This window comes from Acinetobacter sp. YH12117 (genome assembly GCF_013418865.1).
Classification (GTDB): Bacteria; Pseudomonadota; Gammaproteobacteria; order Pseudomonadales; family Moraxellaceae; genus Acinetobacter; species Acinetobacter indicus.
The window spans coordinates 1-24,334 of sequence record NZ_VPBF01000005.1; the positions used below are offsets into that span (position 1 = coordinate 1).

General features: G+C 46.6%; 19 protein-coding genes. 5 read left to right on the plus strand and 14 right to left on the minus strand.

The window, feature by feature from the left end:
- The 6 genes from FTU55_RS03135 to FTU55_RS03160 form a co-directional block, all read right to left on the minus strand.
- Nucleotides 1–667, minus strand: a 667-nt coding sequence (locus FTU55_RS03135) for a hypothetical protein (protein WP_180046158.1), incomplete at its 3' end; no start/stop codon positions are given.
- A 204-nt stretch (nt 668–871) separates the two neighbouring features.
- On the minus strand, nt 872–3,511 hold the full coding sequence (locus tag FTU55_RS03140) for a bifunctional aconitate hydratase 2/2-methylisocitrate dehydratase (protein WP_104488916.1): 2,640 nt from the start codon (nt 3,509–3,511) through the stop codon (nt 872–874).
- A 295-nt stretch (nt 3,512–3,806) separates the two neighbouring features.
- On the minus strand, nt 3,807–4,076 hold the full coding sequence (locus FTU55_RS03145) for a hypothetical protein (RefSeq protein ID WP_005178664.1): 270 nt from the start codon (nt 4,074–4,076) through the stop codon (nt 3,807–3,809).
- 271 nt (nt 4,077–4,347) lie between these two features.
- Complete coding sequence (locus FTU55_RS03150) at nt 4,348–4,707, minus strand: hypothetical protein (protein WP_180046161.1); 360 nt, start codon at nt 4,705–4,707, stop codon at nt 4,348–4,350.
- A 107-nt stretch (nt 4,708–4,814) separates the two neighbouring features.
- Entirely contained in the window at nt 4,815–9,326 is a 4,512-nt protein-coding gene (locus tag FTU55_RS03155) for a translocation/assembly module TamB domain-containing protein (RefSeq protein ID WP_180046163.1), read from the minus strand.
- Nucleotides 9,327–9,347: 21 nt separating this feature from the next.
- Nucleotides 9,348–12,098: an autotransporter assembly complex family protein gene (locus tag FTU55_RS03160; RefSeq protein WP_180046165.1), complete on the minus strand. Its 2,751-nt coding sequence runs from the start codon at nt 12,096–12,098 to the stop codon at nt 9,348–9,350.
- Between the two features lie 177 nt (nt 12,099–12,275).
- Here FTU55_RS03160 and FTU55_RS03165 point away from each other — a divergent pair, with 177 nt between their 5' ends.
- Nucleotides 12,276–13,595, plus strand: coding sequence for an MFS transporter (locus tag FTU55_RS03165; protein WP_180046167.1), 1,320 nt, complete (start codon nt 12,276–12,278; stop codon nt 13,593–13,595).
- 4 nt (nt 13,596–13,599) lie between these two features.
- Nucleotides 13,600–14,235, plus strand: coding sequence for a 2-polyprenyl-3-methyl-6-methoxy-1,4-benzoquinone monooxygenase (gene coq7, locus FTU55_RS03170; protein WP_016659085.1), 636 nt, complete (start codon nt 13,600–13,602; stop codon nt 14,233–14,235).
- Between the two features lie 168 nt (nt 14,236–14,403).
- Here the strand turns inward: coq7 and FTU55_RS03175 are convergent, their stop codons facing one another.
- The 5 genes from FTU55_RS03175 to FTU55_RS03195 form a co-directional block, all read right to left on the minus strand.
- Complete coding sequence (locus FTU55_RS03175; protein WP_005178682.1) at nt 14,404–14,841, minus strand: 2-amino-4-hydroxy-6-hydroxymethyldihydropteridine diphosphokinase; 438 nt, start codon at nt 14,839–14,841, stop codon at nt 14,404–14,406.
- Nucleotides 14,798–15,178, minus strand: a complete 381-nt coding sequence (folB, locus tag FTU55_RS03180) for a dihydroneopterin aldolase (RefSeq protein WP_005178686.1) — start codon at nt 15,176–15,178, stop codon at nt 14,798–14,800. Before folB ends, FTU55_RS03175 begins: the two co-directional genes overlap by 44 nt.
- 117 nt (nt 15,179–15,295) lie before the next feature.
- On the minus strand, nt 15,296–16,594 hold the full coding sequence (locus FTU55_RS03185) for an AarF/ABC1/UbiB kinase family protein (RefSeq protein ID WP_180046169.1): 1,299 nt from the start codon (nt 16,592–16,594) through the stop codon (nt 15,296–15,298).
- 59 nt (nt 16,595–16,653) lie between these two features.
- Nucleotides 16,654–17,427, minus strand: coding sequence for a HesA/MoeB/ThiF family protein (locus FTU55_RS03190; RefSeq protein ID WP_180046171.1), 774 nt, complete (start codon nt 17,425–17,427; stop codon nt 16,654–16,656).
- Entirely contained in the window at nt 17,421–17,696 is a 276-nt protein-coding gene (locus tag FTU55_RS03195) for a hypothetical protein (RefSeq protein ID WP_127801228.1), read from the minus strand. Before FTU55_RS03195 ends, FTU55_RS03190 begins: the two co-directional genes overlap by 7 nt.
- 24 nt (nt 17,697–17,720) lie before the next feature.
- On the opposite strand from FTU55_RS03195, the gene FTU55_RS03200 reads away from it, so the two are divergent.
- Nucleotides 17,721–18,221, plus strand: a complete 501-nt coding sequence (locus tag FTU55_RS03200) for a pyridoxamine 5'-phosphate oxidase family protein (RefSeq protein WP_005178694.1) — start codon at nt 17,721–17,723, stop codon at nt 18,219–18,221.
- A 180-nt stretch (nt 18,222–18,401) separates the two neighbouring features.
- Here FTU55_RS03200 and FTU55_RS03205 read toward each other — a convergent pair whose 3' ends face one another.
- The 3 genes from FTU55_RS03205 to FTU55_RS03215 form a co-directional block, all read right to left on the minus strand.
- Nucleotides 18,402–20,042 carry an AMP-binding protein gene (locus FTU55_RS03205; protein ID WP_168405500.1) on the minus strand — a complete coding sequence of 547 codons (1,641 nt, stop codon included), beginning with the start codon at nt 20,040–20,042 and terminating at the stop codon, nt 18,402–18,404.
- Nucleotides 20,043–20,339: 297 nt separating this feature from the next.
- Nucleotides 20,340–21,476, minus strand: a complete 1,137-nt coding sequence (locus tag FTU55_RS03210; protein WP_016659090.1) for an acyl-CoA dehydrogenase family protein — start codon at nt 21,474–21,476, stop codon at nt 20,340–20,342.
- 178 nt (nt 21,477–21,654) lie between these two features.
- Nucleotides 21,655–22,425, minus strand: a complete 771-nt coding sequence (locus tag FTU55_RS03215; RefSeq protein WP_005178702.1) for a 3-hydroxyacyl-CoA dehydrogenase — start codon at nt 22,423–22,425, stop codon at nt 21,655–21,657.
- 159 nt (nt 22,426–22,584) lie between these two features.
- On the opposite strand from FTU55_RS03215, the gene FTU55_RS03220 reads away from it, so the two are divergent.
- Both FTU55_RS03220 and FTU55_RS03225 read left to right on the plus strand, forming a co-directional pair.
- Nucleotides 22,585–23,604, plus strand: a complete 1,020-nt coding sequence (locus FTU55_RS03220; RefSeq protein ID WP_180046173.1) for an AraC family transcriptional regulator — start codon at nt 22,585–22,587, stop codon at nt 23,602–23,604.
- A 223-nt stretch (nt 23,605–23,827) separates the two neighbouring features.
- Entirely contained in the window at nt 23,828–24,178 is a 351-nt protein-coding gene (locus FTU55_RS03225) for a hypothetical protein (RefSeq protein WP_005178707.1), read from the plus strand.
- Nucleotides 24,179–24,334: the final 156 nt, after the last annotated feature.

Consider the following 24,334-nt stretch of genomic DNA (forward strand, 5'->3'; position numbering starts at 1 on the left):
GCTCAAAACTCCCCATAAATGTATTATAAATAACTCGCTGTTTTGGATATTTTACAATTCCATCTTGATAAGCTTTTAAGTAGTTTTCTTCAGCCCCCAGATCACGTAGGGTCATTAACAGTATGTAGTAATAAAAAGGATCTTTAGATGCAACATCATAATTTTCTAATAAAAAATTTAAATTTTTAATTGATTGATCACCAAAATATTGCATATTTTTTTTCGATACTTGTGAAGTATAACTTCCCCCTCTAATGCTCCAAGCATGTTTTCTAACCCAAAGCGTATAGTAAATATAACCTAATGGTGACTCTGGTTCAGCCTTAATCCATTTCTGTGCGATTGCTATATTTTCTTTATAATAATTTGGAGAAGTTACTCGATGTTTATTTACAATCCCAAGAAAAGAATCTAAATAACTAGTATGTTTAAACTTACCATCAAAATTATATTCTTCACTATTTAAAAGCTGTTGTGCTTTGTTTGAAATATCTTTGAACTTTTTCTCTCTAATCAAATTTTCCACTTCAGACTGAATGTCATATCCTGTGGGATATATACTTTCATCAACCAATTTTATGTTTGCTAACTTCGTATACGACACTTCTGCAAAAATTTGTGTAGAACAAAATGTTAATAATATAAAAGATAAATTCTTTAGTTTCATAAGGCCAATTTCTAAATTACAGTTTTATTAGACTTCTTGCGTTAGTCAAATTTTAAGCAGCCGAAAGCTATATTTTATGCGGTTTTAGCCAATTCAAAAATTAGATAAAACCATACTTTCGCAAGAAGTCTATTATTAGTAAGATTCTATTAAATAAAGAAAATCCCACATGACGTGGGATTTTCTTATTAACTACTTAATCAATTAAGACAATTGAGCAGCAGCAATTTTCTTCGTATCTACCTTTTCAGCAGCATCTGTATATTCAGACATTTGATCGAAGTTCAAGTACTTGTAAATGTCAGCAGACATGCTGTCGATTTGAGAAGCGTATTGTTGATACTCTTCTGGAGTTGGTAATTTACCAAGAACCGCAGCAACAGAAGCAAGCTCTGCAGAAGCTAAGTATACGTTCGCACCTTGACCTAAACGGTTCGGGAAGTTACGAGTAGACGTAGAAACTACAGTAGTGTTCGGAGCAACACGTGCTTGGTTACCCATACATAATGAACAACCTGGCATTTCAGTACGCGCGCCAGCTTTACCATAAATGTTGAAGAAACCTTCTTCCATTAACTGGTGTTCGTCCATACGCGTTGGAGGAGCCAACCATAGACGAGTAGATAAAGAACCACCAGGAACTTTGTCTAGAAGTTTACCAGCTGCACGGAAGTGACCGATGTTCGTCATACAAGAACCGATGAATACTTCATCAATCTTGTCGCCTTGAACGTCAGAAAGCAGTTTCGCATCATCTGGATCGTTCGGGCAGCACAGGATAGGTTCGTTGATGTCAGCAAGGTCAATTTCATACACTTTAGTGTATTCAGCATCAGCATCAGCTTTAAGCAGTGATGGGTTCGCTAACCATTTTTCCATGTTCTCAACACGGCGCGCCATAGTACGAGCATCGCCATAACCTTGTGAAATCATCCACTTCAGCATGGTGATGTTAGAACGTAGGTATTCAGCAACTTTCTCTTCAGAAAGCGTGATCGCACAGCCTGCAGCAGAACGTTCAGCAGAAGCATCAGACAATTCGAATGCTTGCTCAACAGTTAAGTCAGTTTCCATTTCTGTTAAGTCGATCTCTAAGATACGACCAGAGAAGATATTTTTCTTACCTTTCTTCTCTACAGTCAGGTCACCTTCTTTAATTGCGTAGTAAGGAATTGCGTGTACCAGGTCACGTAGAGTGATACCAGGTTGCATTTTACCTTTGAACTTCACAAGTACAGATTCAGGCATATCCAGTGGCATAACACCAGTCGCAGCAGCGAACGCTACCAGACCAGAACCTGCCGGGAATGAAATACCAATTGGGAAACGAGTATGCGAGTCACCACCAGTACCTACTGTATCTGGAAGAAGCATACGGTTTAACCAAGAGTGGATAATACCGTCACCTGGACGTAAAGATACACCACCACGGTTCATGATGAAGTCAGGTAGTGTGTGTTGCATTTGCACGTCAACTGGTTTTGGATACGCAGCTGTGTGACAGAAAGATTGCATTACCAGGTCAGCAGAGAAGCCCAAGCACGCCAAGTCTTTTAACTCGTCACGAGTCATAGGACCAGTTGTATCTTGAGAACCAACAGTTGTCATCTTCGGTTCGCAGTAAGTACCAGGGCGAACGCCTTGACCTTCTGGAAGACCACATGCACGACCAACCATCTTCTGCGCTAAAGTGAAGCCTTTGCCAGAGTCAGCAGGTTGTACTGGAGTACGGAATAAAGAAGATGGCTCAAGACCTAAAGCTTCACGTGCTTTACCAGTTAAACCACGACCAATGATCAGGTTAATACGGCCACCGGCACGTACTTCATCTAGAAGCACTGGAGTTTTCAGTTCAGATTCAGCAATTTGTTCGCCGTTTTTGAACGCAGTTACTTTTGCAGCAGCGTGATCGATTTTCAGTGTGATTTCATCACCCATGTTCATGTTAGAAACATCGATCTCAACTGGTAATGCACCCGCATCTTCCATGGTGTTGAAGAAAATCGGAGCAATTTTACCGCCTAAGCAGTAACCGCCGTCTTTTTTGTTTGGAATGTGTGGAAGTTCGTCACCGAAGAACCAAAGCACAGAGTTCGTTGCAGATTTACGAGAAGAACCTGTACCAACAACGTCACCAACGTAAGCAACCTGGTTGCCTTTCGCGATCAGTTCTTTAATTTGGTTTAATGGACCAACTTCACCAGGAACTTCTGGGTTGATACCATCACGAACGTTTTTCAGCATTGCATTTGCGTGCAATGGAATGTCTGGACGGCTCCACGCGTCTTGTGCAGGTGACAAGTCGTCAGTATTCGTTTCGCCTGTTACTTTGAAAACAGTCAGTTTGATTTCTTCTGGAACGTCTGGACGGCTAGTGAACCATTCAGCTTCAGCCCATGATTGAAGTACTGCTTTCGCATTGTCATTACCCGCTTTTGCTTTTTCAGCAACGTCGTGGAATGCATCAAATACAAGCAGGGTTTTCTTCAGAGCGTCAGCCGCTAAACCACCAAGTTCAGCATTTTCCAGAAGCTCAACTAAAGGCGCTACGTTATAACCACCAAGCATAGTACCTAGTAAGTAAACCGCACGTTCTTTAGAAACTAATGGAGAAGTCGCTTCGCCTTTTGCAACAGCAGACAGGAAAGCAGCTTTTACATAAGCAGCTTGGTCTACACCCGCTGGAACACGGTTTTCAAGCAAATCAACCAAGAAAGCTTCTTCACCAGCTGGCGGGTTTTTTAATAATTCAACTAATGCAGCGGTTTGAGCATCATCAAGTGGCTTCGGTGGGACTCCGAGTGCGGCACGTTCTTCAACGTGTTGGCGGTAAGCTTCTAGCACGGTGTTATTCCTCTTTTTTAAAAAATTACCTGTGAATTCCAGCTTGTTCAAAGCTTCACAAGTAATATGGACTGCAAAATTTTACTAAAATTCCAGTTAAAAGTTAATGCAAGGAAGGTGTTTCTTTGTGATGCTCATTATTTTATAACTAAATGATGTTCATATTGTTTATACAATAATCAAGCGGAGCACGTTTAGACCCGTCATTGCTGCTTTTAATCCACTTTAACCGAATTCTAAATAGAAAAAAGGCAACACTATGCTGCCTTTTCCGGGTTCCAATTACTATTCAACCTTAGTGTACCGTTGTACTGTTTAAATATTGCTGCAGATGTTCGCGACTGCCCTCAAATTTGACCTGAATTTCATCTTCATGCAGAGTACTATGCCCGGCACTGGCAAAGGAGATATTGACCTGATAACGCTTGCTGTCAGCATCAATAAGTTGTTGAAAATAGACTTTATCTCCAATACTGAGTACATAGTTGCTATTGCCAATAATGGTCACGCCCTGTTCATCTTCCAAGAGCAAATCTGCATGATGCAGATAACCAATCACGTCCATGATGTGCTCCTTTCTTCTGGCTATTGTTAAATCCATTATTCATTAAAAAGATAAGCTTTTCTATATTGGTGCTAAAGAAAAGTGTCACAATATATATTTATATTGCTTAGGCTATTTAGAAGTAAGTAGAGGAAGAAATAGCAGACTCAATATCTGCTTAAAATATAAATCAACGCAGCGAATTTTGATTATTGTTATCTATATGCAGAAATAGTGAGCACAAAAAAATGCCAGATCACAAATATGTCATCTGGCATTTTGGGTTCATGACTTAAAAACGTCGATAATCCGGCATTTCGTCATACGGCGTAGCCAGACATTTTTCTGTATATTGCGCTTTAATTTTCTCACGCGCGGCATCTACATCACCCTTCACTTCCTGCTCAGGCATGGCATAGACCGTTTCAATAATCTCAAAAATAAATTTGCGTGTGGTTGCATCTTCTACTTTGTCCGCATGAGCCAGTGCCTGATCTTTTTCAATGGCATTTTGACGATCCAGCATGATGGTTCGTGCTGCATTACCAACACTGGTACAGTAACCTTTCCATTGCTCTTCCGGGGTTAAGGGCTTTTTCTCTGCACAGCCAGCCAATGCAATTACGGCAGCCAAAGCGAATAGTTTGTTCATGCATACTCTCCTATTTCCGCTATGATAATCAAAGTTATCGTGAATGAGAAATCGGCCAGAAAAAATGCGCCCGTGTTGAGCGCATTTTCAAGTTCAGAATAGACGGCTTAGAAACGCCAGTTATAGAAAATATCCACGGCACGTTCCAGCGACTGACTGGCTTCCAGATACAGACGTTTGTTCATCTGATAACGCAAGGTCAGCTTGTTCACCGGGGTAAACACGCCCACGCCATAACGGATAAACAGATCCGGAGTGATATAACCGGTCAGGCTGACCTGGGTATCATCCCCCGTACCCTGTGCATCTAAAGCCAACCCACTTAAACCAAAGGTACGCCCAATCTGGTTGGTCAGGGCACGCGTGCCGCCTAAACCAAGACTGATACCTGCCGCCGCAATGGTATTGTTGACATCGGAACGGAAACTGTCGGTCTGGCTTAAACCGCTGGCACCTTCGTTAATCCGGCCGGTAATCAGGGCATTTAGTGCTTCCTGCTCGGACAAGCCGGCATCGTTATAGACCTGAATATTCGGACCAGAAGCCGTTCCGGTCACCCGCACCCCGACTACGCTACCCTGTACGCTCTTGTTGGCATCAATATCTAGACTCGGGTTGGCTAATGGTCCATTAAAACGGGCGATGGCACGGTTTAAATCCAGACTTTGGCCATAGGCTTCAATCTTGACGCGCTGGCTAACCCCAATTGCACCATTGGCGCGCATGGCGGTTTCCAGACCACGCTGACTCAGATACAGACGGCCCACCAGTGGAATACGGCTGTCAAAGCCCTGGAAGATGACCTGATCGCCCAGATTCAGTTCCAGATCGGCACGAATATCCCAAGGACGTGCAGAGCGTAATACCGCCAGCTGGTCTTGCCCTTCATGCACCACACGCACATCTGAAGACAGGTTCACCACCGGATCAGAAGCCTCAGGCATGGAAATTAACGCACGCGGCACATCGACCTTGCCATTTAAGCTTAAACGTTTCTGGGTCGGGAAAACCTCCATGGATAAATCCGGCGTCACAATGGCAGTAATTAGCGGTGCCTGACGCACCAGCAGATTATCCCCTTTTAAGTTCAGCTGAATTTTTGGTACACCTTTCCAGTCAACATGACCGGTTAAATGCCCCACACCCTGACCGCTGTTAAATGCGCCATTAATTGTGGCCGAATCCTGCCGAATCGAGGAATACAGCTGCACATTGGTCAGGTTCACCGGCAGGGAAATCATGCTGATGGCACCATCTTTCAGACGCATTTCACCGGTCAGTAATGGCTGGGTTAACGTACCGCCGACCTTACCGGCAAAGGACAATACCCCAGCCATAGAACGCACATCGGCAATAAACGGCTTAAAGACTTTTAACTGCACTTCATTAAAGGCAATTTCACCGCGCATCGGCTTACGCTCGGTATATGGATCAATAATAACATTGGCATAACCAGCACCAATTTCCGGGGTTTTCACATCCAGTCGAATTTGCAGACCTTCGGCAATACTTTTAGCCACCACAGCCACCTGATCATAGCTTAAGGTCGAACCCAGTTCTTGCGGGTCATCACCTGCCAGACCAATGACCCCATTACGGGTTACCAGACGTGCATCAATTTTTGGCCGCTGGTCTTGTGCCCAGGAGGCTTTGGCATGTCCATTGACTTTACCGGTAATCGCCAGACCTTCCGGCATAAAGGCGGCAAAATCGTTCAGGTCGACATTGCGCGTTACAAAGGACACATTGCCTCGGTTTTTATTGACTCGAATTGGCTGGTCAAAACACAACTGGCTTTGCTGGCTCATCCAGCAATGCGCACCCACAAACAGATCACTGGTTTTGGTCTGGAAGATGACCGAGGCATTCTGACGCTGCACCAGACGGGTTCTTAAGGAGTCAAAATCACCTTTCTGGATTTGACCCAGCCAGTTATTTTCAGCATTAAAGCCGCCGGCCAGCTGCACATAGAAGCTACTTAAACGGTTTTCCGCTTTCACTTTCAGCAGATGCGCCTGGCGGGTACCGGCCAGTGAAATCTCGCCTTTTTGAATTTCACGGTTGCCGCTACGTAAATTTTCCAGACTGGCCGTAAGCAAGGTTGGGGTATTTTCCGAGGTCGGTAATTCACCGCGTAAACGCATTTTGCGCACGCTAAACAGGTTATTTAAACCAAAATCATCGACCACCAGATTGGCGGTGGCCTGCAAACGTGGTTGCGACTGCACATTTAAATAGCCATAAGCACGGCCACGCAAACCGGCATACAGTTCATACAGTGCTGGTGCATTCAGTTTGATTCTCAGGTTTTGTGCATTACCAGTAGCCTGAATCTGGTTCTTGGCATAGGCCAGATATAAATTATTGGCCTCAAACTGCTGCGGCAGGAAACCTTGCTGATTAGCATCCATCAACAGGGCCAGATTACCGGTACCACGTACCGGTTTATTGTTGATCATGCCGGCCAAATTGAGCTTTTCAATATTGATGCGTTTAAGCTGATCTGACCAAACCCCTTGGGTACGTACATTGCCCGACAGCTCGCCGCGCACACTTGAGACAAAATAATGCGGTTTAAAGCGGATTAAAGAGGCGTTCAGGTTCCAGCCAATGCCATTTTTCAGGTTCAGCATACCATTGGCCAGAATCTGCCCGGCCACACCGTCATGACGCAGGTCTGAAATCTTGATCAGCTCCGGTGTACCGGACAGTTTCAGCTTTAAACTGCCCTGACTGGCTTCCAGCAGACTGCTGTTGAGCGCGCCATCATAATTGACCGCGAAGCTCTTGAAGCCGCCACCCGCACGTTCATCATGGAACAGCAAGGCCACGGTACTGTTCCCGGTCAAATGCACTGTTTCATCCTGCTCGGCCAGACGCCCGCGTAAATCAATATTGTTTAAATGAATAATCTGCTGGTTTGGACGGGCAAAACCATTGGCCTGCAAACGGCCATTCAGCAGATTGACCGGAGCAGCATCAGCAATAATTTGCGGATTAAAATTGTCCGCGTTTAAGGTAGCATTCCATTTGAGCTGGCGCTTGTCGGTTGGCAGTTCAATCAGCGCACGTCCCGTTAAGGTGCTGGCGCCGGCGTTATAGCTAAAGCTAGGTACATCCAGATTATTGTTCTTCAGATTCAGCTCGGCCTTGTACATACCCGCCGGTAAAGCGCCCTGCTCATGCTGTGCCACCTGGGTTGCGACAAAAATCTTTTGCTGGCCTTCGACCAGGGCCATCTGCACATCACCCGATTCACTGGATAACCAGCCAATATAAGGCATCGCGCGGTCAATATTGTTCCAGCGTACATCCAGCACCATGGGGTTTGGCTGGCGGTTTTTCGGCGCATTCTGATCCAGTTTCAGGTTCCAGGTTTCATAGCGGTCAAAATCGACCTGCGCCGTCAGATGGGTTCCATTTTCTAAATGGCCTTTAGAGGCAATTTGAGCATCCAGACTTGGCGGCAGAAAATCCTGCACCCCCTGCGGAATGAGTGGGTCTTTCGGATTAATCTTGTCCAGGCGACCGGTGAGGTCCCAGCTGACGCGCTCGTTCCAGCCGACCACACCAGCCACATTCACGGCGCCCTGCATCAGCTGGCCATTTAAGTTGCTGATGTTCAGCTGATTGACCAGATCGGTATGCATGAGCGCGGTATATTGTCCTGTTGGAATATCTTTACCCATCAGATCGGTAGCGACATCTAAATCCAGACGCTTGATATCACCCTTAAACTTGGCTGTGCCGTCTTCTGTATACAGCTCCCAGTCTTGTAACAGCGGCCAATGGTATTGATTAAACTGCAGCTCACCAAACATCGGCACATTTTCACGCATTGGATGCAGCACCACCCAACCGGTGAGCAAATCGGGCGTATAGGTCGCCACCCCGGCCTGAACGGTATCTAAAGACCCTTTGGCGACGACTTTAATATCATGAATATTCAGGCTGTTGTTTAACGAAGGTAAATTCACATCGCCAATGGCATTCAGCGGATATTTGCCATAAAAATCCATATCGCCGCTGGCATTTTTGACCGACAGATAATCCATACGCATACTGGAATCTTCAAATTCCAGTTTGGTGCCCGACCACAGCGCATTGTTCAGGATTACATCATAAAAATTGACTTTGCTGCCAGCTGAAGTCTGAATCAGCAAACGGTCCAGATCGGCATGATCAAGCCGGAGTACAAAAGGCAGACGGATTTCATTAAACTTGAATGGTCCATCACTTGGCGGTCCTTTGGTGGTAATTTGCAGATTACGCACATCGGCATGGGTAAAATGGATTTCCTTATTCAGCACGGCGCGCCAGCCCAGCATGACATCAGCGCGGTCAATTTTGACATCCACCGATTTCAGTGTGATCAGAATATTGCGCAGGATAATACCGCGCAATAAGTTCCCGCCTTCATATTCATACTGAATGATCTGCTGACGTTCCAGCACCCGGTCGAGCAGGAATTTACTGCCACGGTCGGTCGAGAACATGATTGCCAAAGCCGATACCAGCAACACCACCATAAACAGCAGTGACAACAAGGCACTTCTGACTATTCTGCGCTTTTTGGGTACAGGCGCGGGTGTATTTGGTTGCTGTTCAACTTCAGCCATAGTTCTCTCTAAATCTTAATTTTATAATTGCGAGCCAATAAAGAAATGCAGACGAATTGGATGATTCTCATCCGAAATGCCCGAAGCGACATCAACCCGAATCGGGCCAATTGGTGATGCCCAGCGTACCCCTAAACCGACACTGTATTCGGTCGGATTGCTAAAATCGGCATCATAAGCATTACCAAAATCGCTAAAAATTGCTGCGCGCCAGCCTTCCCTGAACTGATAGTTATATTCCAGTGAGCCCACCCCAAGTGCTTGTCCACCAATTTTAAAGCCATCAATTTGCGGAGACAGGCTCTTAAAGTCAAAACCGCGAATGGTCTGATCCCCACCGGCAAAGTAACGTAGATTATAAGGCACTTTGCTAAAATCTTCGGTCACGATATAACCCAGATCGGCACGACCAACAAACTGATGATCGTTATTTTCACCCAGAGAATAAATAAAACGCCAGCCGGCATTTAAAATTGCCATATCGGCATCGGACAACAGGCTTTCACTGCCGAGTTCAACTTTATAAATCTGCTTGAAACCACGGGTTGGATTCACACGCGGGCTACTATCGGTACGTGACAGTTCATAACCAAACAGTAAAGACTGCTGTTCGGTGGAACCATTACCAATAAAGGCGTCAGGAATCTTGTCAATATCGACCACACCGTTCTGGGTTAAACGGTCCAGACGGTAACGCAGACCATAAGCATGTTGCCAGCTGCCACGCTGATTTTTAATAATCCGGTCGGCGCCGGCCACTGCCGATTCAATTAACAGGTCATTGCCGGCAGAAACATCGCTACGCTCTTCACGCTCATAACCGGCCACCAGGGTAATATAGTCATTCAGTGGATGATTATAGGGAATGCTATAGCGGCCATCTAAAGACTGGCGGATTTCAGATAGTTCCAGGTTGGCATCGAAGGAGTGACCACGACGGTTAACAATGGCCCGGCGATACTGGCCACGTACACGCATTCCGGTATCTGTGCCATAACCGGCACCAACTTCTGCACTGTTCAGTTTGTCGGCGTTCAAAGTCACAATCACCGGAATTTTCTTTTCCAGACGTGCCTGTTCTTTTAGCCGCTCTTCTTCTGATTGCTGGGTTTGCTGTTCGACCCGTAGCTGACGGATGTTTTCATTCGGCTCCGCTTCCTGAGTACCAGCAAACTGGTCTTCATCCACCACTGACTGGGTCACTTCTTCAGTCGAGCTTAAATCTTTCTGGTCCTGAACCGGCTGGAAATCTTCAGCAGAAAGTTTGCGCTGATCAACCAGGGCCTGAATATCCGGTGGCAATTCTGGGGGGCGTTCCAGCGGATCGGGACGCATGGTATCGACCAGCGTATAGTTAAAATAACGTGAGTTGGTCAGGTTATTGGCCAGACCGTTGACCCGCCAGAAGGTGTAATCGGCGCCATCTTCCCACGGCACCATGCTTTCTAGAATATCCATATCCAGAGGAAATTCCTTGCTCGGATCACTCATCCGGAACTGAGCTGGTCCAAGCGTATAACGCTCGCCAGTTTCATAGCGCAGGTTAATATCGGCAGTATTTTGCGGCTGCGCCACTTTCACGTCATGCAGGCGCCAATAGCCATCAAAGAAACCGTTATTGGAGGCAGCATCATTAATCCGGGTTTTGGTCTCTTCATACAGACCGTGGTGAAACACATCGCCCACATCCTGATCGGGCAGGACGCGAATTACCTGGAACTGTGCCAGATTCTCACCTGGGCCGCTAAATTCAATATTCTGCTCCTGCACATGCACCGGTGTATTTGGTGTGACCAGAACCCGCACCCGGCTGTCATTCAGCTTTTCAAACTTGAATTCGGCATGATAAAAGCCGACGGCCTGTGCCGCCTGATTGGATAAAGAACGCAACTGCGGTAAAGCCGAGGGAAAATCGGCAAAAGATTCCTGGGTAAAACTGGACAGTTTGCCGCGCACATTGACACGCAGATTTTCCAGTGCCGTGGCATAGGCCTCTGCGGAAACTTCACCACTATTCTCGGCGCCGGTAATCACCACATCGGCACTAATCCGGGGCACCCGTGCAGTATTTAACTCACGCGGTGGACGTACCTTATACAGCAAGCGCCGGAAAAAGCCCGGTTTATCGGCATCGGCCACTTCTGTATTCAGGCCCAACTCCGTCAGGGTTCGGCCGGAGGTATTAGCTTCCACCACAATCTGGCTGTCGGCGCGGATACTGTCCATCAGCTGGTCGACATTGACCGGAGACTGGTTAATTTCAGCCTGTTCCTGCTGGGTGGCATCATTAATTAGTACTTCAGTATTCTGCTCGGCGCGATACTGGCGTGCTTCCTGTTTGGCCTGTTCAGCGATCTGGAAAATTTCTGCGGCCATATTGGCATCAACCGGCATTACCGGTAAATCATCCAGATTTTCCAGTTCAATTGGCTGAAACGCGGCTATCGGTTCACTGCTATTTTGCTGCTGTTGCAACATCTCCAGACTGTCCGGCTCAGTGCTAGTCGCCTGAAAATTCTCAATTTTTTCTAATTCTTCAGGGGTATCTTTGCCTTGGCTGAGCGCCAGATCGCGAATTTCCTGTTTCATGTCGGCCGATGCGACCGGATCGCTCGCCGGTTCCGCCACTGCGGGAGGATTTTGACTAAAGCCCTGCTGTGCGACTAAACTTAAAAAAATGCTCAGACAAAGTTGTCTGGAATGCCTCCACTGAATTATGGCATGCATACTGTTAGACAGCGCAGACTTTTTAAAAGTTCGGTTCACAAGCATAGAAAACTCTAAATTTAATCTTTTTAATGGAAAAATCCGCAATGAAATGTTCGCTAACAGACTCTAATTTATTGGATTTTTTCAACAGTGAAAACACTGCAAAATATCATACATGATTTTCGGGCAATTATATCAATTGGTCACATTTCTTAATAAAACTAATGAAGTCCACTTCTTATGGAAAAAAATGAAAATTTGCTAGCCACACGACGCTTCTTGCCCATGTTCTGTACCCAGTTTCTGGGCGCGCTGAATGACAACGTGTTTAAGCAGGCTTTGCTGCTGGTGATTACCTATGGCTGGATCAGTCAGCAATCTGGCAGTATCAGCACCCTGAATAATCTGGCGGCACTGCTGTTCATTTTGCCCTATTTTATTTTCTCGGCCACAGCCGGACAAATTGCCGATAAATATGAACGCTCGCAGCTGGTGCGTTATTTAAAACTGCTGGAAATTGCGGTGATGTTACTGGCCACGGTCGGCTTCCTGATTGGCAACTTATGGTTGCTGATGTTTGCCCTGTTTTTAATGGGTACCCAATCGACCTTTTTTGGTCCCATCAAATATGCGATTTTGCCAGAAATCCTGAAACCGAATGAGTTGATGTCGGGAAATGCGCTGTTCCAGTCCGGCACCTCAATTGCCATTCTGGTCGGGATGATTCTAGGCGGCGCGGTGATTTCCCTCTCCGCTGGTAATTTACTCTGGATCAGCCTGACCGTGCTGGCTATTGCCGTGGTCGGTTATCTTGCCAGCCGTTTTATTTTAAAACAGCCGATTGCTGCACCGCAGTTACAGGTGGACTGGAACTTTTTCCGTACCAATATTCAAACCTTAAAATATGCCAAAAACCTGCCGCTGATTTTTCTGATTTTACTCGGTAACTCCTGGTACTGGTTTTATGGCGCGACGTATCTGACCCAAATTCCACAGCTGACCCAGCAAAACCTGCATGCTTCTGAAAATGTGGTCAGCTTATTGCTAACTTTCTTCTCGGTCGGGATTGGTGTCGGTTCATTACTCTGTCGTAAAATTGGCGGCACCGAGGTAAATATCAAGATGGTACCGATTGGTGCGGTCGGTTTAACCGTATTTGCGTTTTATCTGGCTGCTGCACTGGCCTTTGTACCACCACAAACTGGTGAACTACTGGGCTTAAGCGAAGTCTTTCAGCAAGGCTGGAGTTATTATCATGTGATGCTGGCCGTGACCTTGCTCGGTATTAGTGGCGGTTTTTATATTGTGCCCCTATATGCCATGATGCAGGCCTATTCACCGCGCTCGCATCGTGCCCGGGTGGTGGCAGCCAATAACATTTTAAATGCGATTTTTATGGTTTCTTCAGCCATCTTCTCGATTATTATTTTAAGCGTGCTGCAAATTGACCTTAAAATTCTGTTTTGCATTACTGCTGTTTTAAGCGCCATATTCACCATCTGGCTCTTGTTTAAATTCAAGTCTATGCTTGATACTGCAGCAGACCCTCTGGAGGATTAAATTCATGCGTCATTACACCGGTCTCGACAAGTTTATTCATTCATTTGATCAGGCCTTACGCAGCCTGGTTCCGGGCGTCACCTCGGCTCAGCGCGATAATCCTGGGCAAAATACTCCAACTCAATTAGCAGTGAGTGAAGCGCGTCATGTGGCGGGATTAATGCGGGTCAATCATAGTGGTGAAGTTTGTGCGCAGGCGCTGTATCATGGTCAGGCACTGACAGCGAAGCTCCCGAATGTACGCCGCGAAATGGAACAGGCCGCCATTGAAGAACAGGATCATTTGGCCTGGTGTGAAGACCGTTTAAAAGAACTGGATAGCCATACCAGCCTGCTCAATCCGGTCTGGTACGGACTATCTTTTGGCATGGGCGCTATTGCCGGAATTGCCGGGGACAAATACAGTTTAGGTTTTGTCGCTGAAACTGAGCGTCAGGTCAGCCTGCATTTAGAAGATCATATTCGTCAATTGCCAGCACATGATGAACGCTCGCGCAAAATTCTGGAACAAATGAACGAGGATGAGCTGCATCATCGTGATACGGCGCTAAATGCAGGCGGGGTTGATCTCCCTGCGCCTGTACATATTGCTATGACCGGTATTTCAAAACTGATGACCAAGACTAGTTATTATATTTAAGCGTTTTATCTTCATCATGTTTGATGAAAGATTCCAAAAACAGCCTGCATCCTCGCAGGCTGTTTTATCATGCGTGTGCAAGCGTAAGTAAAATCAACACGACCAATTTATCTACTTAATTTAAAAAGCCCGGTATAAAACCGGGCTTGCTGATGAGTCATGTCATCTTCACGCTGAACATTGAATTACAGGAAATGGATGGGGCTGGTGGGCAAATGCCGCATTGTGCCACAGCTCAAACATCGGGATTTTTACATCCAGCGCCAGCGGTAATTTCTTTGGATTAAATTGCATTTGCTCCAGGCTTGTCCCCCAAGCAATTAAATCCACATCTAAACTGATTTGATGTGAAGGTCGTACCCGCCCGGAATCTGCTTCTAACTGTTTTAGCAAGGCCAGAATCTGCTCGACACTGTGTTCACTCTTGAGCAGACAGGCGGCATTCCAGTAATCCGCACCAATCCCATCCCGGCACGGAATCAGATAAATCGAGGAACACTGCAAACGCCCCAAACGCGACAGCGCAGCAAATGCCTGTTGAAAATGCTGTTCAGGATGAGAATTACTCGCCAGTGCTAGGGCGAAAATCGTTTCGGTGGCGTTCAAGACGAATTCCTACAGATTGGGCTTGCGGGATAATGGCAGGCTTGCGGATGCTAATCATAATCGATTCAACTGTAGGATAGTGAGCAAAAAGTGCATCCAGCACCAGCTTTGCTGCATGTTCAATCAATTTTGGCTGAGCGGCCTGAATCACTTGCGCAGAAATTTCACAAATTTCGGCATAGTTCAGGGTATCTTCCAGTTCATCAGAACAGGCAGCCTGCTCCAGACTGCACTGAATGGTTAAGTCCAGCAGCAAAGGCTGGATAATCTGACGCTCCCAGTTAAAACAGCCCACCACTGTTTCGACCTTTAAGCCTTCAATAATAATTGCGTCCATCGGATTACTCGGGCGTGTATAACGTGAATCATCACCTGCTTGCTACATCAGCATCACGTGTGTCGCTTTGCGATGTAGCAGCAGCTTGTTATATAAAAGCTGGGCGATGTCTATAAATTAATGTTTGAGCAGCAGATTTGGGTCTATACTTTGTACCATCTGCAAGCGCTGGTCGGCATAAATGTCGGTATACGGCGCCAGGATACGCATGAAACGGTCAAAGTACAGCATTTGCTTGAACAGCAGCGCGAAATCACGCGGGAAACGGATGCCATGACGTTCACCAACCGCCACCATATCCATCATGATGTCATTTAAATCGGCCGGATTTGAACTGAGGATTTCCTGTGGATCGGCCAGCAGTACACCACTAAACAGACGTTCCAAATCTTGCGCCAGCACTTGGGTGTTAATCTGGGTATCGGTCATGCCCATTTTCAGCATGTTTTCCGCCATCAGCGTGTAGTCGGTATTCTGCAAGGCATCCATAAAGGCGATACAGGCCGTCCAGACTTCAGGCTTCAGCTGCCCGACAATCCCAAAATCAATAAAACCGACGCGGCCATCTTCCAGCAGCATCAGGTTACCAGCATGCAGGTCGGCATGGAAACTGTTACACATCATCAGGCTGCCAAACCAGGTATTCATGGCGGTAATTAACACCTGCGACGGGTCTTTGGCATACTGTTTTACCACTTCAAAATCGGTTAAAGGCACCCCGAAAAGACGCTGCATGGTCAACACCCGGCGAGTGGAATACTGATGATAAACCTTCGGCGCTGTTGCAGCCTGATTCTGGGTCAGGTTCAGATAATTGACGAAATCATCCAGGTTTTTGGCTTCTTCAATAAAGTCGACTTCGCGCACCATACGGACTTTAATTTCTTCGACAATATCGGCCAGAGAGGCGAATTTCACTTTCGGTACGGCTTTTTCCAGCAACTTGGTGGCCCAGTGCAATACATTCAGGTCGGTATATAAAATGGTTTCCACACCCGGTTTCTGGACTTTAATCACCACATCTTCGCCCGAGACCAGCTTGGCAGCATGCACCTGGGCAATAGAAGCCGAAGCCAGCGGGGTTTCATCAATCGAGGCAAAAATTTCGCCTAAATCACGCCCGGCAAATTCCGAAGCCAGCACCTGCTGTACATAGCTAAACGGCAACGATGGAGTTTGATCTAGGCAGCCTTGAAACTCTTCCACATATTCACGGGGAAACAAGGACGGCGTGCTGGCAATAAACTGCCCCAGCTTGATATAGGTTGAGCCGAGCGATTCAAAGGTTTCACGCATCAGTTTGGCGTTGCTGGGTTTTTCAGTCGCATATTTCAGGCCGGCTTTGGCCGCCACGACCGCCGTTTCGCCCATACGCGCCACGGAACGAAGGCCATCTAACCAGATATTGTTTTTCATAATGTCTTCGATGAAATTAAATTTGAGTCAGTGTAGCAAAAAATTGGTGTCAGATAGATTTATCTTGCCTGACAGCATGGGCAATTTCGGTCTTTTTCAAACGCCAGCAGGCGCTGTTTTAAACTCAGCCCATCCCAGAGCAGCAGCTTCTGTTTTAACGCAGCAATTCCCAGACCTAAATAGATCAAGGTATGATGCGCCTGTAAACTGGCCATCACATTCGGAGTCGTGGCCAGCACACCAGAATCGGCGCAGCGTAGGCTTTCATTGACCTGATCTTCTTTTGGAAACAGGCATTCATAACAAGCCGAATCGCCTTCCACCATAAACAGCTGGCCCTGAAAACCAATAGCCGAGGCGCTAATCAGCGCCACCTGATGCTGCACACAAACACGATTGACCAGATAACGGGTACTGAAATTATCACAGCCATCTAAAACCAGATCCTGCTGGGCAATCAGTCCGATAGCATTGCTGTCATCCAGTTTGGCTGTGATGGCATGTACCTGAATATGCGGATTAATCTTTTGCAGACGCTTGGCCAGAATGTCGGCCTTATAGAAGCCTAAATCTTCTGCGCTATAGGCAATTTGACGTTGCAGGTTACTGACTTCAATCGTATCTGCATCAATAAGGGTGATTTTTCCGACCCCGGCGCGCGCCAACAGTTCGGCACTGCTACAGCCGATACCACCACAGCCGACAATCAGCACATTGGCCAGTTTTAATTTTTCCTGCGCTTCGATGTCCCAGCCATCCAGCAAAATCTGGCGACTATATAAATGCATTTCTGCATCGCTCAGTTCCTGCCAGTTATCCTCAAGTGTCACCATTTATCTTCCTGTTTTTTGCTGGCTATAGTGTAATTCGATTGATTTTTTTTAACAGCCTTACCCGCTGTTTTTTCGATTTCACTGCTTTTCATTTTATGTATAACCTCTTTGTCTGGATGATATGTAAACAACTGTCTTGCCTGATGCGCTTTTGTTGAGCGCAGATGTTGTTTTACCCTGAATCTGTATGAGTTAGGTGAGACCGCTACGCGAAGCACAAAAATCGTTTTACTCTGCTTGTGAATGAGTTCTTTTGCGTAAAAGCGCATTTACTGACATCAGGAGCAGAGCACATGAACGATCAACATAACCGCGACAAATTATGGGAACTGATTAAAGATGTACGCTTCACCATGATCAGTCACCACACCGAAACCCAAGAAATTCATGCACAGCCAATGACCATGCTCAATTCTGAAAAGCTGCATGAACGTCAGAATTTGTATTTTATTTTGCGTGACAGCAATGATCTGGTTACAGCAGTGACCAGCGGCCGTAACCAGATTGGTCTGGCGTTCTCCAAACCTTCAGATGGGATTTATGTGTCGATGAGTGCACATGCGCAAATCAGTACAGATCGTGCCCTGATTGATCAGCTCTGGAATCCATGGGCGGAAAACTGGTTTAACGGCAAGGATGATCCTTCGGTGCGTGTTCTGGTGGCAGAAGCGATTAGTGCCGAATACTGGAATGTCACCGACAATAAAGTCACCCAGTTATTTAAAGTACTGAAAGGCAATCTGACCGGTAAAACTGGTGAACCCAATTCTGAACACCAGAAAATGGATTTATAACAGCCACATATACGCCTTGAAATAGCCATAAAAAAGTCACGCTTTGACCTGTATTTTGCAGATTCTTGCGTGACTTTTTATAGATAAAAATAAAACTGATAAAAATCAATATCAAGAAACCAAATGTAATGACATACAAATTACATAAATTAAATAATTTTAATTGTCTTCTATCTCCTCTTAACTGACTTTTTCCAACAGTATCTGTTTATCAATTTCCTGCTGCTTAAGGATATTGCGTTGAATCTTGCCGCTGGAGGTTTTGGGTAAAGCCTCGACAAATTCAATCTCTTTCGGATAAGCATGTTTGGATAAACGTGAACGCACATAATGCTGTAGTTTTTGTTCCAGTGCCGGACTTGCAGCAAATTGTGCTTTTAGCACCACAAAGGCTTTAACGATTTCAGTACGCGCCGGGTCCGGTTTACCCACCACGGCTGATTCCAGCACTTCCTCGCATTCCAGCAAGGTGCTTTCGACATCAAACGGTCCGACCCGATAGCCCGAAGTTGTAATGACATCGTCTGCACGCCCAATAAAATCAATTCCGCCCAGCTCATTTAAACGCACCGTATCACCGGTTAAATAGTACTGGCCCACAAAGGATTTACGGTTATGTCCGGCATAGCCTTTAAACCACATTAATGGAGATTGTGATTCATCCAGCGCCAGCGTGCCAATTTCACCCGCGGCAACTTCCTGATGCTGTGCATTTAATACCGCAAAACGATGTCCCGGAATGGCATAACCGGCCGAGCCCACTTTTTTGTGATGTTCCAGCGCATGATGATTGGCAATCACCATGCCCAGTTCAGTTTGTCCGTACTGATCGTAAACATTGACCTCGAGATCCTGTTTAAACCAGTGAATAACTTCTGGGGTTAGTGGCTCACCGGCACTGCTGACCACGCGCAAGGTTTTAGGTACACCGGCAAATTTTTCTTTAAAGCCAAAGAACATACGAAAGGCTGTTGGCGAACCGGCCAAATTGCTGACCTGATATTTTTGAATGACTTCCAGTGCATGATCGACACTAAATGGTCGTTCATCCATGATAATACTATGCCCCAGACTGAGCGGCCCGGTAATGCCATAATACAGCCCATAAGCCCAGCCCGGATCGGCCAGATTCCAGAACGAATCTTCAGCACGTAAATCCACCGCATGCTGCATATAACCTTTAAAGGCCAGCAAGGCTTTTAAAGGCACCGGTACCGATTTTGCCAGACCCGTAGTACCCGAAGTAAACATCATCAGGAAGTCATCATCAAAGCTGCGCAGTACCGGCTCAAAACTGGCAGAATGCTGATTCAGCTGCTGCCAGAAATCGGCATCACTTGTTCCAGCGGCTTCGGCACCGACGGTTAATATACCAATCTGCTGCAACGAACTCAGTTTGGCGCGTTGCTCGGTATGGGTCACAATAAAGCGGGTATTGGCAGCCTCCAGCCGGTGTTCAATCGCTTTCGATTCAAAGGCCGTAAATAGCGGCTGATAGACCGCGCCCATCCGCCAGGTGGCCAATACGGTAATCAGTAATTCCGGAGTACGTGGCAGCAGACCGGCAATACAGTCGCCTGCTTTTAAACCCATGGCCTGAAAATAATTGGCCAGCTTGCCTGAAGCCTCAGCCAGCTGATCAAAACTCCAACGGGCTGATTCACCCTGCTTGCCTTCCCAGATCAGTGCAGTATGCTGCTGTCCGCAATATCGACCACAGCATTCGGTATAGGCATTCAGTGCCTGTGCCGTTCCCTGTAACTGGGTAGCAATCAGTTGTTCCAAATTAAAATCTTGATAGGCGTCTTGCAACGTTTTCATGGGGGCAACCTCTTATCCTTCGGGGCAATTGATCTGCAAAACATCCGTATTGCAGGACTTGTTCCTTGTTGTTTTCATGCCATCGGGCTGATGGTCTGCAGTCCATCCGACTGCAGGGTTATTTCTTATACTGCTATTTTTAGGTTGTGCCCATGTAAAGCGGTCTTCACATGGGAGATGGGTTAGATGATGAATAGCATCTTATGCTTCAGTTCAGCATAAGGACGGCGCGACTGCAATTTCCATTGGCCTCAATCGTGATGCCGTGTTTGGACATATTGCTGTATCAACGTCGGTTTAAGGCTGGGTCACAGCCCGGGCGATTACCAAACGCTGAATATCCGAAGCACCTTCATAAATCTGGCTAACCCGAACATCGCGGTAAATCCGTTCCACCGGGAAGTCGGACACATAACCATAACCGCCATGAATCTGGATGGCATCGGAGCAAACGCGTTCTGCCATGGTTGAAGCAAACAGTTTGGCCATTGAGGCTTCTTTTAAACATGGCAAACCGGCATCTTTTAGGCTGGCTGCATGTAGAATCAGCTGACGCGCTGCTTCAATTTGCGTGGCCATATCGGCCAGACGAAAAGCCACCGCCTGATGCTGGACAATTTCCACACCAAAGGCTTTACGTTCATTGGCATATTCCACAGCGGCATCTAGAGCGGCACGCGCCATCCCTACCGATTGGGCAGCAATTCCGATCCGGCCTGACTCCAGATTGGACAAAGCAATTTTGTAGCCTTCGCCTTCCTGACCGAGCAGATGATCAGCTGGAATACGGCATTGATCCAGCACAATAGTCGCCGTATCGGAACAATGCTGCCCCATTTTGTCTTCTAAACGCGATACGATATATCCGGGGTTCTCGGTCGGGACCAAAAAGCAGGAAATGCCTTTTTTGCCAGCAGATTTATCGGTCACAGCAAAGACCAAAGCCAGCTGGGCGTGTTTACCGGTGGTAATAAACTGCTTAGTGCCATTTAATATCCAGCTGTCACCATCACGTTCAGCCTTGCATTCGATGGCACTGGCATCGGAACCGACTTGCGGTTCGGTCAGACAAAAACAGCCTAACCATTCACCGGTCGCCAGTTTGGTCAGATAATGCTGTTTTTGCGCTTCAGTGCCATAACGCTGAATGATGCCGCACGGTAAAGAGTTTTGCACACTCACAATCGTCGAAATCGCACCATCTCCTGCGGCAATTTCCTCTAAAGCCAGCACCAGCGAGATATAATCCAGACCGGCACCACCCCACTGTTCCGATACAGTCATACCCAGTGCACCTAAAGCGCCCAGCTCTTTCAGTTCCTGTGCCGGAAACTGTGCGGTTTTATCGCGTTCGGCCGCGGTCGGTTTCAATTTCTCCTGCGCATAGCTACGCATCATGTCCTGAACCATTTTTTGTTGTTCATTTAAAATCATTGCTTTCTCGTTCTCATTACGTTGGATTCGGCTGAAGTACGCTGGCTGATCTAAAAACTTGGGGGATGGTCTAGCTGCAGCATCAGCACGACAACCAGACCAGATGGTTTTATCTTATTTTTATTTACTTAGGCTATTTATTTAACCCAGCAAAGGGCTGCTTTTTTAAGCATTGTACTTATTTAGGCTGCATCCGGATCGCACCATCCAGACGAATCACCTCACCATTCAAATAGCCATTTTCAAAAATCTGTCCTACCAACTGGGCAAATTCATGTGGCTTAGCCAGACGCGGTGGATATGGCACCATCTGCCCCAAAGCATCCTGCACATGCTGTGGAAAGGCTTTCAGCATTGGTGTTTCCATAATCCCCGGTGCAATGGTCATCACGCGGATCGATTCACGGGCCAGTTCACGCGCTAGCGGCAAGGTCATCGCCACAATCGCACCTTTGGACGCAGAATAGGCCGCCTGACCAATCTGTCCTTCATACGCCGCCACTGAAGCGGTATTGACAATTACACCGCGCTCTTCTTCACCAGCTTGCAGTTGATATTTGGCCATCAGCTGCGCAGCAAAACGAATCATGTTAAAGCTGCCACTGACATTAATGTCCAGCACTTTCTGGAACATGCTTAAGCTATGTAAGCCTTCTTTGCCCAGCACTTTGGCTGAAGGTGCGATGCCGGCACAGTTGACCAGACCATTTAACTGGCCATAGTGCTGCTCAATCTCGGCAAAGAATTGCTCTACCGCGGCTTCATCGGTCACATCCAGCGCCTTAAACTGGGCTTTTTCACCCAATTGCTGTGCCATTTGCGTACCCAGCTCCTGATTCATATCGACCAGAATGACATTGGCCCCCTGCTCCACCAAATACTGTGCAGTAGCAGCGCCCAAACCAGATGCACCACCGGTAACCACACATACTTTTCCTTGAATCTTCATTTTATTTTCCCAAATAGTTTTGTTATCAATGACACATACTCGACTTAAGATGCAGAGTAATCAGACTCCAGCTTGAGTACAATTTCCAAATACAGCATCCTGCATGATGCCTTTGAACAATAGCATTTTTAACATAATTTTAAATTGAATAGACACGAGATGACGCCATCCCATTTGCATTATAGTAAAGGCACCATTTCTATTGCACTGGTGCATGAAGCACTGCAAGCCGCCCAGCAGCAAGGGGTGGAAATTCACTCCATTCTGACCCGGGCCGGTATTCCGCTGGAGCTGATGCATTCGGCCAAAGCGCGGGTGTCGGTGCTGCAATATGGGCAGCTGTGGATTGCCCTGGCCGATGCCATGAATGATGAGTTTTTTGGTATGGACAGCCATCCGCTGCGCCGTGGCAGTTATCGTTTATTGTCCAAATGGGTCTACTCTGCCGATACCATTGAAACCGCACTGAAAGAGATTCTAAAGTTTTTCAACCTGATTCTGGATGATCTGCGCGGGGAACTGCAGCTCAACAAAGATGCTGCTGTGCTGACCCTTCATGATCGGGCGCAGCCCAAAGCCATGTTCAGTTATGCGACTTATTTAATGCTGGTGCATAGCCTGATCTGCTGGCTCAGTGGACAGCGCATTGCCATTCAAAAAATCGAACTAAAATGCCCGGCTCCAAGCGATGATGCAGATTATCGGGTGCGCTTTTGTGAAAACATTCGCTATGAACAACCCGACAACCGAATCTATTTTGATGCGCAGGCTTTGGGTCTAAAAATCAAGCAGGATGAGCGCAGCTGGAAACGCTTTTTACAGCAAACCCCGTATAACCTGCTGGTGCGTTTTAAAAATCCGCATGCGTTAAGCACGATGATTCGCAAACAACTGATGCAGCGTCCGCCAAGTGAATGGCTGGCACTGCATGAACTGACCCGACAACTGAATATGTCAGGCGCCACTTTTCAGCGCCGTTTAAAACAGGAAGGTACCAGCTATCAGCAACTGAAAAATGAAATCCGCCGCGATACCGCGATTGAACTGCTCTCGAAAACCGAGCTATCGCTACAAGATATTAGTGAACGGCTGAATTTTCATGATCCAAGTGCCTTTCACCGAGCCTTTAAAAAGTGGACTGGCTTAAATCCGGGGGCCTACCGGCAGAATCAAAGCTAGCCGTTATTTATGCTGATATTTTTAACTCAGAACTTTTAAATATAAGTTGCAATATGAAGCACTTGGCATTTCAAGTGCAGTATTTGAACCGGTCATTCATCGTAACAGCATTGCCAATCACACCAAAATAGATTAATTTTCACTCAATTTATCGCATAGATTCTATGCAATTTTGGCTGTAATCCCTCCTTCTCCTTGTTGTACTCCATCTTTAGAGGTTCCCATGCTTAAGATGATTGATGTGCTTGCACAAAATCTGGTTCAAAATTTTAATCACGCACTTTCTACTCCTTCAGAGCAACTTGATGAATTGCTGAATCAAGGCATTCTCAACACCTCTGAAGATCAGTTACGTAATGCGATGGCGGCATTTTTTGATCGTGAAGATGCGCTAGAAGCGGCACAAGCCTTAGATATTCCTCAGGAAGATCTGCACGCCTTACAAGCAGGCTTAGCACTTAAAGATGAAAACCTGAGCGAAACGGCAAAAATTGTAGCGCTGTGTCTGGCTTTAGAAACCGATAGCCTGGCTCAAGTGGAAGTATCTGACTGTCTGCAAGATTATCCAATGTAAATCTTGAGTGTAAATCTTGAGCAGTTACCCAACGCCTTATTCAAGTGACGCTACGGCGTCACTTTTTTTGACTGGATTATACTGAATCATCCCAACGTATACGGCTTGCATTGCCTTGTCCGGCTATGGAACACTACGGCTGAGCATCCGCGCAGA

Bases quoted from the DNA above. Each gene is read 5' to 3' on its own strand.
- FTU55_RS03155 (WP_180046163.1), bottom strand. From the start codon at position 9,326: ATGGCTGAAGTTGAACAGCAACCAAATACACCCGCGCCTGTACCCAAA.
- FTU55_RS03200 (WP_005178694.1), top strand. From the start codon at position 17,721: ATGAACGATCAACATAACCGCGACAAATTATGGGAACTGATTAAAGAT.
- FTU55_RS03225 (WP_005178707.1), top strand. From the start codon at position 23,828: ATGCTTAAGATGATTGATGTGCTTGCACAAAATCTGGTTCAAAATTTT.
- FTU55_RS03145 (WP_005178664.1), bottom strand. From the start codon at position 4,076: ATGGACGTGATTGGTTATCTGCATCATGCAGATTTGCTCTTGGAAGAT.
- FTU55_RS03150 (WP_180046161.1), bottom strand. From the start codon at position 4,707: ATGAACAAACTATTCGCTTTGGCTGCCGTAATTGCATTGGCTGGCTGT.
- coq7 (WP_016659085.1), top strand. From the start codon at position 13,600: ATGCGTCATTACACCGGTCTCGACAAGTTTATTCATTCATTTGATCAG.
- FTU55_RS03190 (WP_180046171.1), bottom strand. From the start codon at position 17,427: ATGGTGACACTTGAGGATAACTGGCAGGAACTGAGCGATGCAGAAATG.
- FTU55_RS03160 (WP_180046165.1), bottom strand. From the start codon at position 12,098: ATGCTTGTGAACCGAACTTTTAAAAAGTCTGCGCTGTCTAACAGTATG.
- folB (WP_005178686.1), bottom strand. From the start codon at position 15,178: ATGGACGCAATTATTATTGAAGGCTTAAAGGTCGAAACAGTGGTGGGC.
- FTU55_RS03205 (WP_168405500.1), bottom strand. From the start codon at position 20,042: ATGAAAACGTTGCAAGACGCCTATCAAGATTTTAATTTGGAACAACTG.
- FTU55_RS03185 (WP_180046169.1), bottom strand. From the start codon at position 16,594: ATGAAAAACAATATCTGGTTAGATGGCCTTCGTTCCGTGGCGCGTATG.
- FTU55_RS03220 (WP_180046173.1), top strand. From the start codon at position 22,585: ATGACGCCATCCCATTTGCATTATAGTAAAGGCACCATTTCTATTGCA.
- FTU55_RS03165 (WP_180046167.1), top strand. From the start codon at position 12,276: ATGGAAAAAAATGAAAATTTGCTAGCCACACGACGCTTCTTGCCCATG.
- FTU55_RS03210 (WP_016659090.1), bottom strand. From the start codon at position 21,476: ATGATTTTAAATGAACAACAAAAAATGGTTCAGGACATGATGCGTAGC.
- FTU55_RS03195 (WP_127801228.1), bottom strand. From the start codon at position 17,696: ATGCGCTTTTACGCAAAAGAACTCATTCACAAGCAGAGTAAAACGATT.
- FTU55_RS03215 (WP_005178702.1), bottom strand. From the start codon at position 22,425: ATGAAGATTCAAGGAAAAGTATGTGTGGTTACCGGTGGTGCATCTGGT.